The organism is Yoonia sp. (assembly GCF_036770585.1).
In the GTDB taxonomy this organism is placed as follows: Bacteria; Pseudomonadota; Alphaproteobacteria; order Rhodobacterales; family Rhodobacteraceae; genus Yoonia.
The window spans coordinates 1-14,641 of record NZ_DAIPIW010000032.1 but is presented as its reverse complement, the minus strand read 5'-3'; the positions used below and the strand labels follow the sequence as shown (position 1 = coordinate 14,641).

16 protein-coding genes are annotated in these 14,641 nt (G+C 62.5%); 13 read left to right on the top strand and 3 right to left on the bottom strand.

Annotation, left to right across the window (positions count from 1 at the left end):
- Positions 1 to 971, bottom strand: a 971-nt coding sequence (locus tag V7N12_RS07735) for a UDP-3-O-(3-hydroxymyristoyl)glucosamine N-acyltransferase (RefSeq protein ID WP_333713829.1), incomplete at its 3' end; no start/stop codon positions are given.
- 30 nt (positions 972 to 1,001) lie between these two features.
- Entirely contained in the window at positions 1,002 to 2,612 is a 1,611-nt protein-coding gene (locus V7N12_RS07730; RefSeq protein WP_333713828.1) for a L,D-transpeptidase family protein, read from the bottom strand.
- A 340-nt stretch (positions 2,613 to 2,952) separates the two neighbouring features.
- Between V7N12_RS07730 and V7N12_RS07725 the strand changes: the two genes are divergently transcribed.
- Positions 2,953 to 3,522, top strand: coding sequence for a YcbK family protein (locus V7N12_RS07725; protein ID WP_333713827.1), 570 nt, complete (start codon positions 2,953 to 2,955; stop codon positions 3,520 to 3,522).
- A 41-nt stretch (positions 3,523 to 3,563) separates the two neighbouring features.
- Here the strand turns inward: V7N12_RS07725 and V7N12_RS07720 are convergent, their stop codons facing one another.
- Entirely contained in the window at positions 3,564 to 4,484 is a 921-nt protein-coding gene (locus V7N12_RS07720) for a hydrogen peroxide-inducible genes activator (protein ID WP_333713826.1), read from the bottom strand.
- 231 nt (positions 4,485 to 4,715) lie between these two features.
- Between V7N12_RS07720 and V7N12_RS07715 the strand changes: the two genes are divergently transcribed.
- From V7N12_RS07715 to V7N12_RS07660, 12 genes are all read left to right on the top strand, one after another.
- On the top strand, positions 4,716 to 6,968 hold the full coding sequence (locus V7N12_RS07715; RefSeq protein ID WP_333713825.1) for a putative monovalent cation/H+ antiporter subunit A: 2,253 nt from the start codon (positions 4,716 to 4,718) through the stop codon (positions 6,966 to 6,968).
- Entirely contained in the window at positions 6,965 to 7,384 is a 420-nt protein-coding gene (locus V7N12_RS07710) for a Na+/H+ antiporter subunit B (RefSeq protein WP_333713824.1), read from the top strand. Before V7N12_RS07715 ends, V7N12_RS07710 begins: the two co-directional genes overlap by 4 nt.
- Positions 7,384 to 7,746 carry a Na+/H+ antiporter subunit C gene (locus V7N12_RS07705; RefSeq protein ID WP_333713823.1) on the top strand — a complete coding sequence of 121 codons (363 nt, stop codon included), beginning with the start codon at positions 7,384 to 7,386 and terminating at the stop codon, positions 7,744 to 7,746. Before V7N12_RS07710 ends, V7N12_RS07705 begins: the two co-directional genes overlap by 1 nt.
- Entirely contained in the window at positions 7,743 to 9,236 is a 1,494-nt protein-coding gene (locus V7N12_RS07700) for a Na+/H+ antiporter subunit D (protein WP_333713822.1), read from the top strand. Before V7N12_RS07705 ends, V7N12_RS07700 begins: the two co-directional genes overlap by 4 nt.
- Positions 9,233 to 9,709, top strand: a complete 477-nt coding sequence (locus tag V7N12_RS07695; protein WP_333713821.1) for a Na+/H+ antiporter subunit E — start codon at positions 9,233 to 9,235, stop codon at positions 9,707 to 9,709. Before V7N12_RS07700 ends, V7N12_RS07695 begins: the two co-directional genes overlap by 4 nt.
- The gene (locus V7N12_RS07690) at positions 9,709 to 10,011 is read left to right on the top strand and encodes a monovalent cation/H+ antiporter complex subunit F (RefSeq protein ID WP_333713820.1); all 303 of its coding nucleotides are present in this window, start codon (positions 9,709 to 9,711) and stop codon (positions 10,009 to 10,011) included. Before V7N12_RS07695 ends, V7N12_RS07690 begins: the two co-directional genes overlap by 1 nt.
- Entirely contained in the window at positions 10,004 to 10,297 is a 294-nt protein-coding gene (mnhG, locus tag V7N12_RS07685; RefSeq protein WP_333713819.1) for a monovalent cation/H(+) antiporter subunit G, read from the top strand. Before V7N12_RS07690 ends, mnhG begins: the two co-directional genes overlap by 8 nt.
- A 64-nt stretch (positions 10,298 to 10,361) precedes the next feature.
- Positions 10,362 to 11,762 carry a dihydropyrimidinase gene (gene hydA, locus V7N12_RS07680; RefSeq protein ID WP_333713818.1) on the top strand — a complete coding sequence of 467 codons (1,401 nt, stop codon included), beginning with the start codon at positions 10,362 to 10,364 and terminating at the stop codon, positions 11,760 to 11,762.
- A 2-nt stretch (positions 11,763 to 11,764) separates the two neighbouring features.
- Positions 11,765 to 12,154 carry a VOC family protein gene (locus tag V7N12_RS07675; RefSeq protein ID WP_333713817.1) on the top strand — a complete coding sequence of 130 codons (390 nt, stop codon included), beginning with the start codon at positions 11,765 to 11,767 and terminating at the stop codon, positions 12,152 to 12,154.
- Positions 12,151 to 12,831: an aspartate/glutamate racemase family protein gene (locus V7N12_RS07670; RefSeq protein ID WP_333713816.1), complete on the top strand. Its 681-nt coding sequence runs from the start codon at positions 12,151 to 12,153 to the stop codon at positions 12,829 to 12,831. The genes V7N12_RS07675 and V7N12_RS07670 overlap by 4 nt, the downstream gene beginning before the upstream one ends.
- Positions 12,824 to 13,741 (top strand): dihydrodipicolinate synthase family protein, encoded by a 918-nt coding sequence (locus V7N12_RS07665; protein ID WP_333713815.1) that lies wholly within the window; start codon positions 12,824 to 12,826, stop codon positions 13,739 to 13,741. Before V7N12_RS07670 ends, V7N12_RS07665 begins: the two co-directional genes overlap by 8 nt.
- Before the next feature lie 57 nt (positions 13,742 to 13,798).
- On the top strand, positions 13,799 to 14,530 hold the full coding sequence (locus V7N12_RS07660) for a glycosyltransferase family 32 protein (RefSeq protein ID WP_333713814.1): 732 nt from the start codon (positions 13,799 to 13,801) through the stop codon (positions 14,528 to 14,530).
- The last annotated feature ends 111 nt before the right edge of the window (positions 14,531 to 14,641 follow it).

Here is a 14,641-nt window from a genome sequence, read left to right as displayed (position 1 = left end):
CCCATCATCACGCGGCCTGCCGGAACGTTGGACAAAACGACGGACCCGCCGCCCAGAACCACATCGTCGCCGATCTTCAGATTGTCGGCCACACCCGCCTTGCCGCCGACCACGACCCGATCGCCGATCACCGTCGATCCCGCAACGCCCGCTTGCGCACATAGCAGACAATGCGCGCCGACCACCACGTTGTGCCCGACCTGCACCAGACTGTCGATCTTGGTGCCTTGCCCGATGCGGGTCGCACGAATGGTCCCGGCATCCACGCAAGAGTTCGCGCCGATCTCGACATCGTCGGCGATCTCGACCCCACCCAGCGAGTGTATCCTGTGCCAGCGCGGATCCTCCGGCACGGTCAGGGGCGCCTCACCCAGCGTTTCACGCGCCCTTTCCACATGCGACGGCGCGGCCGTGACAAAGGAAAAGCCGTCCCCGCCGATCACAACATTGGGCTGGATGATCACACGCGCCCCGATCCGCACGCGGCGCTGTAGCCTTGTGCCCGCATGGATCTGGCAGTCGGGACCAAGAACGACACCGGCCGCAATGCTGACGTGATCGCCGATCCAGCAGCCCTTGCCGATCCGCGCGCCCGCGCCGATGACCGAGAAGGCACCGACCGTGACATCCTCTGCCAGCGTCGCAAGCGGGTCGATAGAGGCCGAAGGATGCACCCCCGTCGGCCCCAACGGCGCATCCAGCATCTGCGTCAGCCCCGCCATGGCCAGCCGCGCCCGGGGCGCGATGATGGCGGCCTTCAGTCCGAAAGCCTGCCAGTCCGCGCCCGGCCAGACCACGGCAGCCCGCGCCTTGCCCTTCCGCAGGGCATCGCCATAGGCCGGCGTCATCGCCAGAGCCAGATCATCCGGTCCCGCTGCCGCCGGTTCGGCCGCACCCTGCACCAAAAGATCAACGGCGCCGAATGCCTCTGCCCCCAGCGCCGCAGCGATGTCCTTGACTGAATATGTCATGCCGACCTCGGATCGATACCGACGCCAGATCTATCCCCCAACGGCGCGAAGAACCACCCCTTCGCGCGCCAAAGCGTTCCAGATGCGTCCGTCACGCCCGTAGACGTCGCGGCGGAACTGGATGCGCCCGTCGGCTTGGGTATAGGCGGTGCGATAGACCAGATGCACCGGCACCGGATCGACAAGATCGATGCGGGTTTCGCGCCCGGTCGCCAATGTCGACTGGAACAGCCCCTGCGGATCGTTCGACTGCCGCGCCAACAGCGCATAGGCAAAGTCGAACGGATCGGCCAGACGGACGCAGCCATGGCTATAGGCCCGCACCTCGCGCCCGAAGAGGCTCTTTGCAGGGGTGTCGTGCAGATAGATGTTGTGGCGGTTGGGGAACATGAATTTCACCAGCCCCAGCGCATTCCCCTGACTGGGGGGTTCGCGCATCGCGTAAGGGAAGGTGGTTGCCGTATAGCCCGAAAAGTCGGCCGTGCCGCGATCCACAACCCGACCGGAGCGGTCCGTGATCAGCAGGTTCGAGACGGCGCGCGGATTCTGTTGCAACTGCGGCAGATACTCTTTGGTGATGATCGAGCGCGGCACATACCAGCTTGGGTTGACCACCATGAATTCCATGACATCGGAAAACTCGGGCGTTGCGCGGTCGTCATAACGCGCACCCACGACGGACCGGGTCGAGAATGTCTCTTCGTCGTTGTCGATGATCTTTGCGGTGAAGTCGGTGATGTTCACCCAGATGTGGCGTTCGCCGCGCGGCCGGTTGATCCAGCGCTCGCGCTCCATCGCGACGATGATCGCTTGCAGGCGACGCTCGGGCGAGACGTTGATCTCTTCCAGGGTGCCGCTGCCGGCTGTGCCATCGGTGGCCAGACCATGTGCCAGCTGGAATTGCTGCACGGCCGCAAACATCGCGTCGTCAAAGGTCTGCGTCGTGGTCTGGCCCAGAAAGCCCATCGCGATCAGGCGATTGCGCAAGGCCACGACACCAGCGCCGCTATCGCCGCGTTCGTATTTGCTGCCGGGCACGGTCGGGCCCCAGCCACCGGTGCCGATGATCCGCTCGAACCGCATCTTTTCCGCCAGAAGCCGCGTATATTCAGGCGAAGCTGGCGGCAGCGCGCGCAGGAAAGCCGCAGGGTTCGACTGGGCGAAGGCGCGCAGCGTGCCCAAGGGCGAGCGCAAGGGCACCTCGCGGTGAATGGCGCTGTCGATCCGCGACGGGATCAGCATGCCGGTCTGGATATCGCGTGCATAATCGAGGAATTGGCGCGACATCGCGACCTCGAGACGGCCCTGTTCTTGCGGGGTCGTGGCGGCCTGAAGTTGCGCCATCAGGCTGCGCGCGTCGTATGTCGCCGTGGGCAAGCCATGATCCCCGGCCGATTCGAAGGCCGCCAGCAGCGCATTGCGCCGATCACTGTCGCTGCGCCCGCTCCAGATGCCTTGAAAGCCGCGCTCGCGGTAGAATGTCGCCAGCGTTTCATCGCCGGACACGGCCTGCGCCACCGCTTGCTGAAAGGGTGTTATCTGCCCCTGCGCTTGGGCGGTGACGGCAAACCAGCAGGCCAGCCCCGCCAGGGCGAGAGCGCGAAGAAGGTGAAAAGGGGTCACAGTCAGTGAGGCGATCATAACTTCAGTCCGTCCGAGTAGTCATTGATTAGGTCATACAAAATGCCGATGGTTCACCCACGCTGAACGTGTCAAAGCCGTGTGTCCATTGACAAAAGCGCGAGATCACCGCGTCCCGTCCAAGTGTTGCGCCATTGCACGACCGGCGTTGTGGCAACGATGTCGCAATAAGCATGCCGCGCGAAATCTCGCCAATTGTCCTCTTGTTAAGCAGAAAGTCGGTACAAGACCCTTGGTGATCGATTCGATTTATGCCATAACACAGTTGCATCTGGGGAGATGACGGTAACCAAGCTGCTGCATAGCAGCGTTATTCGAGCGACGGGACAGGCGCAATAACATGGATAAGAAGACCTCCTCTGGGGTAACCCGGCGTGGCCTATTGGGCGCGTTTGCAGCAACAGCCATTTCGGCCGCACCGACATTTTCCAACGCCGCCGGCTTTCTACGCGGCGCGGGCGACATCCGCAGCATCGCGATGCAGTCGGGCCGCACGGGCGAACGGCTGAACACCATCTACTGGATCGAAGGCGAATACATCGGCGAAGCGATCCGCGAAATCAATCACTTCATGCGCGACTGGCGCACGAACGAGGCGATCCAGATCGACCTGCGCACGATCGACATCATGGCCGCCGCGCGCAACCTTCTCAGCACCAATGAACCTTATCAGCTGTTGTCCGGATACCGGTCCCCCGCGACCAACGGCATGCTGCGGTCAAGCAACAGTGGCGTGGCGCGCAACTCGCTCCACATGCGCGGACAGGCCGCCGACCTGCGACTGCAAAGCCGCAGCACGTCCCAGATGGCGGACGCAGCCCTTGCCTGTCGCGCGGGCGGTGTCGGACGCTACGCACGGTCCAATTTTGTCCACATGGACTGCGGCCCGATCAGAAGCTGGCGGGGCTGATCCCGACCCACAGGCGCCTTCCGGCGCCATTTTTTTCCGGTTCAATCGAAAGTCAGCGGTGACGGCCCGTTCTTGAGGTGCTGTTGCGCTGCTTCGCGGATCACCTCCCACAACCTGTCATACATCGCCGACCCGGCTGCACTGCGCCAGACGACACCGATCGATCGCGTCACAGTGCTGCGCCGGAAGGGTTTGACGATGACGTTGCTGTCGCGCCCCTCGATCTCGGACCGCGCGTAGAGCCGCGGCAGAAACGCCACGCCCATCCCCATCCCGACCATCTGCCGGATCGCATCCAGACTGGTGCCTTCGTAGTCGCTGGCAATGATCGCGCCGTGCTGATGACACAGCGCCGCGATCTGCGCATGCAGCGCGTAATCGGGCCCGATCGACAGCACATTGAGGTCGAGCAGGTCCGCCTCGGTGATATCCTGTCGTTCCGCAAGCGGATGGTCGTCGGGTATCGCCAGCAGCAAGGGTTCGCGAAACAGCCGTCGCGTGGTCAGGTCCGCCCCGCCCTCGGGCAATTGTGTCAGGATCACGTCAAGACTGCCGGTCAGCAATTCGCCCCGCAGGTCGCGCGGTGCGACCTCGCGGATATAAAGGCGCAGGTCGGGGTAACGGGCGTGCAACCGCTGCACCACATAGGGCATCAGATAGGGACCGATCGTCGGCGTCGTGCCGAGGCGGATCGTTCCGGCCATGCCGGACTTCAGCGAAGACGTCAGATCGACGATCCTGCGCACCTCGTCGACAGCGCGGGCAGCGCGCACCAACACCTCGCGCCCCTCGGGCGTCAGGGTCACAGGACCGCGCCCCCGTTCCACCAGTTGCACACCCAGAACGGTTTCGAGGTTGCCGATCTGAAGGCTGAGCGAGGGCTGACTGATCCCGATCGCCTCGGCCGCCTTGCGAAAGTGCCGCGCCTCGGACAAGGCCACCAGATAGGCAAGTTGCCGCATACTGGGCAGTTTTTGCAAAACTTTCTCCTTGGTGATAGGAATCTCCTATCGAAGTTTCCGTATTTGTTAGCTTTATATCGGCGGAGTGCCAACTATATCTGGTTGCAGAGAAGCAAGAACATTGCACTGAAGGGGCAGAGAATGACAAAGCAACCGGCGATGCTGGTGACGTGGTCTTGTGCGTCCACTGTCGATCCGTTTTTTCCGTTCGCAGACAAGGTGGCCCGGTAGATGGCGGCTTCATCTTCTCGCTGGATGACACCGGCCGGGCTGTTGCCGGTCTTTGTCGCAGGCAGCCTGTTCATATGGTTTGCACAGATGTTGCCGGTCATCACCGCGGGCGACACGCTGCGTTTCGTCTGGGCATGGGTGCCCAGTCTCGGCGTGAACGTCAGCTTCTATATCGACGGCCTCAGCCTGACCTTTGCCTTGTTGATCACCGGGATCGGCGCCATGGTGATGCTCTATTCCGCGCGTTATCTGGCGGGGCACGAACATCAGGCGCGGTTTTCGCTTTATCTGACCAGCTTCATGCTTGCCATGATCGGGTTGGTGATCTCGGATAACCTGCTGGCCTTGTTCGTCTTTTGGGAACTGACCACGATCACCTCCTATCTGCTGATCGGCTTTGGTCACGATCAGTCCAAGTCGCGGCGCTCGGCCCTGCAGGCGCTGTTGATGACCGGCATCGGCGGTCTGGCCCTGCTGGCGGGGATCATCCTGATCGGCAATGTGGCGGGCACCTTCGAGTTGTCCGAGATCAATGCGATGCCGCGCGTGCTGACCGGACATGTGATGTATCTGCCGATCCTGCTGCTGGTGCTGGCGGGGGCCTTCACCAAATCGGCACAGATGCCGTTTCATTTCTGGCTGCCGAACGCCATGGCGGCCCCCACCCCTGTCAGTGCCTATCTGCATTCGGCCACCATGGTGAAGGCGGGCGTTTACCTGCTGGCCCGCACCCATCCCTCGCTTGCCGGCACCGATGTCTGGCTCTGGACCCTGACGATTGCGGGGGCCGTCACGATGGTTTTCGCCTCGGTCATGGCGTTGCGGCAGACCGATCTCAAGCTGGCACTGGCCTATACGACGCTGATGGCGCTGGGGGCGCTGACGTTGCTCTTGGGGAATGAAAACGGCTATACGATCACCGCCGCCGCGACCTTCCTTGTGGTGCATTCGCTTTATAAGGCGGCGCTGTTCCTTGTGGTCGGTATTCTTGATGCGCAGACCGGAACACGGGATGCCGACAGGCTGTTCGGGATGGCCAAGGCGATGCCGATCACGGCGGTCGCGGCGGGTGTCGCGGCCCTGTCCATGGCGGGCTTCCCGCCCTTCCTGGGGTTCATCGGGAAAGAGCTGAAATATGCAGGCGCGCTGGCCGTAGCCTCGGAACCGATTTTCGTCGCGGGGGCCGTTCTGATTTCCAGCGCCCTGATGGTCGCCATCGCCGGGATCGTGTCCTTCCGTCCATTCTGGAGCAAGTCCGGCAGTCCGATCCCCGATGTCAAAGAGGCGCCCTGGCCGATGCTGGCCGGACCGGTCGTGCTGGCCCTGCTGGGGGCCTTCTTCGGGATCTTCCCGGAAACGCTGCAAGCGCTGGTGACCCCGACAGTCGCCGCGATCGTCGGCAGTGCCGAACCCGCCAAAGAGCTGAAGCTCTGGGCCGGTATCAACCTGCCGCTGTTCCTGAGCATCGCGACCTTCGTCATCGGCTTTGCGCTTTATGCCTACAAGATCCAGTTGCGGGACAAGTTGATCGACGTGACAACTGCCGCGCCGAGTTTCGACACTGGCTGGGACAGGCTGATGGCCGGCGTGGCTGCGGGCTCGAAGGCGCTGACGTCCGTGATCCAGACCGGCGTTCTGAAGCACTACATGCTGGCGACCTTCGGCACGGCGCTTGTGGCCCTTGCCTATACGCTCTTCACGCAAAGCCCCGGCCTGCCCGCCGTCGGCTGGCCTCGGATCGCGCTCTGGGACTGGCTGGTGGTCCTGCTGGTGCTCTTGGGGACAGGTCTGACGGTGGTCACCAATTCGCGTATCACCGCGCTTGCGGGACTTGGCGTGGTGGGGATCGGGATCGCGATGATCTTCATCCTTTATTCCGCACCGGACGTGGCCATCACCCAGTTGCTGGTCGAAACCCTGGTCGTGGTGCTTTTTGCCACAGCCGCGCTCAAGCTGCCCTCGCTTGACCGCGACAGCCCGGCGCAGCGGCCCTTCGATGCCATATTGGCGGTGGGTTTCGGCCTTGTCACGACCCTGATCCTGATGCGCGTCACCAGCGGCCCCATCGACCGCGAACTGACCAGCTACTTCGAAACAGCAAGCTGGCCCGAGGCCTTCGGCCAGAACATCGTCAACGTCATTCTGGTGGACTTCCGCGCGCTGGATACCTTCGGGGAGATCGCCGTGGTCCTGATCGCCGCGGTCAGCATCTTTGCATTGCTGCGCGCCAAACCCGAGGAGGAGAAACCATGAACTCGGTGATCCTGCAGGCCGGCGCACGGGTGCTGGCGGTTCTTCTGGTGATCTTCTCGCTTTACATGCTGCTGCGTGGGCACAACGCGCCCGGTGGCGGCTTCATCGGCGGGCTGATCGCGGCCACGGGTTTTGTCGTCTACGCCATCGCCTGCGGCACCGGTGACGCGCGGCGCGCGCTGCGCTTCGATCCGGGCAATATCGCCGGCGTGGGTCTTGGTATCGCGCTTTTGGCCGGTGTGATGGCGGCGGCCTTCGGAGACGGGTTCTTCACCGGGCAATGGCTGTTCATCGGGGCGACCGAGACCGAAAAGGGCCTGCCGCTGTCTTCGGTGCTGGTCTTCGATATCGGCGTCTATCTGGTGGTTTTGGGGGCGATCTTGTCGATCACCTTCACATTGGAGGAAAGCGTCTGATGGAACAGCTTCTTTCGCTTCTGATCGGCGTGCTTGTCGCGGCCTCGGTCTATCTGATGCTGGCGCGCAGCCTGCTGCGGTTCCTGTTCGGGCTGATCCTTTTGTCGAATGCCGCGAACCTGACGATTTTCGTGGCGGGCCGCCTGACGCCCGGCGCACCGTCGCTGGTGCCCGATGGGCTTGATGCGCCCGTGGGGCTGGTGGCCAACGCCCTGCCCCAGGCCTTGGTCCTGACCGCCATCGTCATCGGCTTCGGCCTCTTCGCCTTTGCCCTGATCCTTGCCTTTCGCGCCTATCAAAGCCTTGGCACCCTGAACACCGACGAGATGCGCGTCGCCGAGCCAAAAGACCAAAAACAATGAGCTGGTATCTCTCCCTTCCGCTGATCATTCCATTCGTGACAGCCGTGATCGCCTATCTGCTGCGCCATGCGCCCTCGGGCAAATGGGTCTCGGTGGCCGGATCGGGTGCGGGGCTGATCGCGTCGATCTCTCTGATGGCGGTTGTGCTCGACGAAGGTGTCGTCGCGGCGCAAATGGGCGGATGGGCCGCCCCCTTCGGGATCACGCTGGTGGCCGACCTTCTGTCCGCCGTGATGGTGCTGATCACCGCGATCACGGGCCTCGCCGTGGCGATCTATGCCATGGGCGACATCACCGAACAGCAAGAGCGTCTGGGCTATCACGGCCTGTTTCAGGTCCTGCTGGCCGGCGTCACCGGTGCCTTCCTGACGGGCGACCTGTTCAACCTCTATGTCTGGTTCGAGGTGATGCTGATCGCCTCGTTCGGCCTCTTGGTCCTGATGGGCGGGCGCGAGCAGATCGACGGCGGCGTCAAATACGTCGCACTCAACCTGATCTCGACGATCTTCTTTCTGATGGGGATCGGTCTGCTTTACGGGATGACCGGCACGCTCAACTTCGCCGATCTGGCGCTGAAGGTGGAAGAGGTCGAAAATCAGGGCCTGCTGACCGTTGTGGCGATGATGTTCATGGTGGCCTTCGGGGTGAAAGCGGCGGTCTTTCCGCTGTTCTTCTGGCTGCCCGCGGCCTATCACACCCCCAGCTTTTCGGTCTCGGCCATCTTCGCGGGGCTTTTGACGAAGGTCGGGGTCTATGCGCTGATCCGGTGTTTCACGCTGGTTTTCGACCATGACATCGGCTTCACGCATACGGTCCTGCTCTGGGTCGCCTGCCTGACCATGGTCGTGGGCGTTCTGGGGGCTGCGGCGCAATCGGATTTCCGCAAGATCCTGTCGTTCCACATCATCAGCCAGATTGGCTACATGATCCTCGGGCTGGCACTGATGACGCCGCTGGCCATCGTCGGGGCGGTCTTCTATCTGGTCCACCACATCATCGTGAAGGCCAACCTCTTCCTGATCGCGGGCGTCGCCAAGCGGCTGACCGGCGGCACCGAGGTTTACCAGATCGGCGGTCTTTACAAATACGCGCCGTTCCTTGGCGTCCTGTTCCTGATCCCCGCCTTCTCGCTTGCAGGCTTTCCGCCGCTCTCGGGGTTCTGGGCGAAATACATCATCGTAAAGGCCAGCCTCGACATCGAGATGTGGTTTGTCGCCTTCATCGCGCTGGCGGTCGGCCTGATGACGATCTATTCGATGACGAAAATCTGGGCCGAGGCGTTCTGGAAGAACCACCCCGAGGGGATCGAGCCGCGCCTGTCCACCCTGCCCCACAAATGGGCGCAACTGCTGCCCATCGGCGGGTTGGCCGTGCTGACGATCATCATCGGCATGAACCCCGAACCCTTCGTCCAATTCGCCGAACGGTCCGCCGCTCAACTGCTTGATCCGACCGACTACATCGCTGCAGTCTTGGGAGAGGCATCATGAACATCTTTCTTCTCAACCTGCTGGTGGCGGTGCTCTGGGCAGCCCTCTGGGGCAGTTTCACGCTGTTTCAACTTTCGGCAGGCTTCGTTCTGGGGTTTCTGGTATTGTGGCTGTTGCAGCCGCTCTTCGGGGTGCAAGACAAGTATTTCCTGCGCGCGTTTCGCGTGGTGCGGCTGATGCTGTTTTTCGTCTACGATCTGGCGGTCTCCAGCATCAGGGTCGCCTATGATGTGCTGACACCCACGGATTATTCCAACCCCAAGATCATCAAGATGCCTCTGGATGTGAAATCCGACATCGAGATCCTGTTGGTCACCAACCTGATCTCGCTGACGCCCGGCACGCTCAGCCTTGATGTGACGCCGGATCGCAAGACATTGCTTGTCCATGCGATGTTCGCCGATGATCCCGATGCGGTGATTGCCAGCCTCAAACAGGGGACGGAACGGATGGTGAAGGAGGTGTTCGAGTGATGACGTCTGCGGTTTTCCTCGACTGGGCCATATGGGTCAGTTTCGTGATGGTGATGCTGTCCGTTGCGGTGGCTTTCATCCGGCTTGCCAAGGGTCCAAGCCTTGCCGACCGCGTTGTGGCGCTGGACATGATGACGGTTTCGGTCATCGCGGTCTGCGGTGTCGCGGCTGTGGCGACGGGTGTCTTCGCGCTGCTCGACGTGGCGCTGGTGTTGGCATTGGTCGGCTTTCTGGCCACGGTCGCCCTCGCCCGCTATGCCGAGCGCGCCGAAGCCCGCCGCAAGGAGAAAGCCGATGCTTGATATCCTGATCGGCCTCTTTCTTCTGACCGGCGGCTTCTTTGCCCTTGTGGCCGCGATCGGCGTGCTGCGGCTGCCGGATGTCCTGACGCGGATGCACGCCTCGACGAAGGCGGGGGTGCTGGGGTCCAGCCTGATCCTTGTCGGCGGCGCGATCTACCTGTCAGAGGCGGAAATCACCGTCCGCGTCATCGCGATCATCCTCTTTTTGATGCTGACCACGCCCATCGGGGCCCATATGATCGGGCGGGCCTCGGTCGGGGATGACGACACCACGAAAGACCAGTAGCGGGGGCCTTGCATTCGCCGCCCTGTCGCGGGCAACATCCCGCGACACCAAGGCGGAGCAAACCATGCCCGAGACTTACGATCTGGTCATCAAAGGCGGACGCATCGTCACGCCCGAAGCAATCGTCCAAGGCGATCTGGGCGTGACCGGCGAAACCATCGCGGCGATTGGCGGCGACCTTGCAGGGCGGGCCACCATCGATGCCACTGGCAAATACGTCATGCCCGGCGGTGTCGACCCCCATGCCCATATCGAACAGATGTCCGGCATGGGCCTGATGAACGCCGATACCTTCGAAACCGCGACACGGTCCGCCGCCATGGGCGGCACCACATCCGTGATCAGCTTTGCGGCGCAGGCCGAAGGGCAAAAGATCAGCGCGGCGCTGGCGGATTATGCCGCCCTCGCAAAGCGCGGCGCGATGATCGACCATGCCTTCCACATGATCGTGCGCGATACGAATGTGGCGGCCTTCGAGTCCGATATCGCGCAGGCCATGGCGACAGGCCATAAATCGATCAAGGTCTTCACGACCTACACCATCAAACTGACCGATGCGCAGATCCTGCATACCTTGCGACAGGCGCGCGCCTCCGGCGGGCTGGTCTGCGTCCACGCCGAGAACGACGCGATCATCGCCGAGGCCAAGGCCGCCCTTCTCGCCGCAGGCAAGACCGCACCCCATCACCACGCCGCCTCGCACCCGCGCATGGCCGAGATCGAGGCGGTCGAGCGTCTCTGCCGTTTTGCCGAATATGTCGATACCCCGGTGATGGTCTTTCACATCTCGACCCGCGAAGGGGTCGCAGCGATCCGCGCCGCCCGCAAACGCGGTGCCCCCCTCTGGGCCGAGACCTGCCCGCATTACCTGTTCATGACCGAAGATATCCTGCGGCAAGACGGGCTGGAGGGCGCGAAATACATGTGCTCGCCCCCGCAGCGCACCGCCGACGACCAAGAGGCCCTGTGGGAAGGGCTGGCGGACGGGACGTTGCAACTGGTGTCCTCTGATCATGCCCCCTACCGCCATGACGCCACCGGCAAGCTCTCTGCCGGGCCCGGCGTCCGCTTCGACCAGATCGCCAACGGTCTGCCGGGGCTGGAGACACGGGCGCCGCTGATGTTCGACGCCATGGTCAGCCAGGGCAAAGGCGGGCCAATCGCCTTTGCCCGCCTCACGTCAACCGCCGCCGCCGAGATCTACGGTCTGCAAAAGAAAGGCCGCCTTGCCCCGGGCATGGATGCCGACATCACGCTTTGGGACCCCGAGACATCCGTGACCTACGGCCAGAACGACCTGCACGACAATGTCGGCTACAACCCTTGGGCCGGTCGCACCGTCAAGGGCTGGCCCACGGATGTCTGGTTGCGCGGTCGCCAGATCGTCACCGCGGTCACATGCACCGCCACAGCGGGATCCGGCCAGTGGATCAACCGCCCGACCATCGGCCCCATGAAAGGATAACCATGCCCCGCCCCGCCACAGCCAACACGCTTGCCATCACCTTTCTCTATTACCGCGATCTGCCCACCGCGATGCGGTTCTACGAGGACATCCTCGGCCTGCCGCTTGCCATCGATCAGGGCTGGTGCAAGATCTACCGCATCGCGGAAGGCGCGCATGTCGGGCTGGTGGATGAAACCCGCGGCATGAACAACTGGCAGCCCGAGAAATGCGTCCAGCTTTGCATCCGCGTGCCGGATGTGGACGCTTATTATGCCTATGCACAGGAAGAGAGGCTCGACGGTCTGTCGCAGCTTTTCGTCAACGACGAGATCGGCATCCGCGCCTTCGTCTTCAACGACCCCGAAGGCTATCAGATCGAAATCCAGTCAGCCACACGGGACGGCGCATGAGCGGCGACACCCTGATCATCATCAATCCCAATTCGTCCGAGACGGTTACGGCTGGCATCGACCGCGCGGTGGACCCCCTGCGCCGGTTCGGTGTGCCGATCCGGTGCATGACGCTGGCGGAAGGTCCGCCGGGAATCGAAAGCCAGAAACAGGCCGATCTGACGATCGCGCCGATGCTGCAACTGGCCGCCGCCCAGCACGATGCCGCAGGCTATGTCATCGCCTGCTTCGGCGACCCCGGATTACATGCCTTGCGCGACCAGACCGCCCTGCCCGTGGTGGGCATTCAGGAGGCGGCGGTCATGTCGGCCCTGACCCTTGGCCAGCGCTTCGGTGTGATCGCCATCCTGCCCGCATCCATCCCCCGCCACCTGCGTGCTTTCGGGGCGATGGGTGTTCTCGACAGGCTTGCCGGGGACCGCGCGCTTGGCCTTGGCGTGGCCGATCTTGCCGATCCCGACAAAAGCCTTGCCGCGATGATCGCCACGGCCAAGCACCTGCGCGACGCCGATGGTGCAGACGTCCTGATCATGGGTTGCGCCGGCATGGCGCATTACCGCGCAACACTTGAAACCGAGACGGGACTGCCCGTGATCGAACCCTGTCAGGCGGGCGCCGCCCTCGCCCTGTCGCATATCGCCCTGAACCAATCCCATAAAGGAGCCCGCCATGCTTGACGAAACCGCCAAAGGCGTCTTTACCATCGCCGTCACACCCTTCACGCCCGATGGGGCGGTCGATTGGGACAGCGTCGACCGCATGGTGGATTTCTACATCGCAGCGGGGGCGACCGGCCTGACCATCCTCGGGATCATGGGCGAAGCGGGCAAGCTTTCGGCCGAAGAATCGCTGGGGATCGTCAAGCGCGTCGTGGCGCGCAGTTCGGTGCCCATCATCGTCGGTGTCTCTGCACCCGGATTTGCCGCGATGCGGGCGCTTGCCGACCAGTCCATGCAGGCCGGTGCCGCAGGCGTCATGGTCGCCCCGCCCGCAACGCTCAAGACCGACGGGCAGATCGTGACCTACTACCACAACACCGCCGAGGTGCTGGGCGAGGCGCCCTTTGTCCTGCAGGATTTCCCGCTTGTGACGGATGTGGTCGTGCCGACCTCGGTGATCCTGCAGATCGTGGAAGACTGCCCGACCTGCGTGATGCTGAAACACGAGGACTGGCCGGGTCTCGACAAGATCAGCGCGCTGCGTGCGGCCTCGGGCAAGGGGGCGCGGCGCATCTCGATCCTTTGCGGGAACGGCGGGCAGTTCCTGCTGGAAGAGATGCTGCGCGGCGCAGACGGTGCGATGACCGGTTTCGCCTACCCTGAAATGATGGCGCAGGTCGTGGCCGCCCATGACGCGGGCGAGATCGACCGCGCGCGCGACATCTTCGACGCCTATATGCCGATGATCCGCTACGAGGCGCAGCCGGGTCTGGGATTGGCGATCCGCAAATACACGCTGGCCCAACGTGGCGTGATCGCGCACGACACGGTGCGCAAACCCGGCGGCGCGCTGAGTGCCGCGACAAAGGCCGAGGTAGACGCCCTGGCAGCGCGGCAGGCGGTCAGGTTGGCGGGGTTGGGGTTGTAGCAAGGTTCCTTGAATGGCAAGTCTCCACTTGAAGCAAGTCATGCACGGCCGCGAAGAATGATACCGAAGCGATTTGGCCACATTTGGATTGGCCCACTTGCGCCACCCACGCAATGGATGCGGTCGTGGCAAGAAATGAACCCCGATTGGGATTATACGGTTTATGATAACGACTACCTTTTGTCGCGTCGCTTTCGCAACCATGCGCTGCTGTGTACCTATTTCCGGCAGCGCGAGTACGCTGGCGTAGCCGATATCTTGCGCTACGAAATTCTATCTGAATTTGGCGGATTTGTTGCAGCAGCCGATAGCATCTGCCTTCGTTCGATTGATCCCCTGCTGGACCATGATACGCCGTTCACTTGTTACGAGGTGCCACCAGAGGTCTGCGATGGGTTGGGTATGCCCCGCAAAAAGGGGTTGGTCTGCCCCATCTTGGGAAGTCCGGCGAACCATCCGATCTTAGATGCGATCATTGAACGGATCGGCGCAGATATCGATGCTGCCAACCCGCCCAAACCGTGGAAGGGAACCGGCAATTTCTTCCTGCGCAACTTCTTCAAAACAAATAGGGATTACGCCGAACAACTATATATCTACCCTGCCCAATTCTTCGTACCTGAACACTTCAGAGGCTGGACCTATGAAGGCGACGACCAGCCATTTTGCAAACAGATGTGGGGAACGACACGCAGTGCTTATCCATCGTCTCATACGATTGACGAAGCAGACGTGCAGGCAGAGCATCAGCGAATCCTGGTCGCCCTGGAGTCACGGCTGACCGATTGATCGCGATACAACGGATGCCTTGGAACGAGGCAGCCCACTTCATCGGCACATGAATTATGGCGCACCCGACAGGATTCGAACCTGTGACCTCTGCCTTCGGAGGGCAGCACT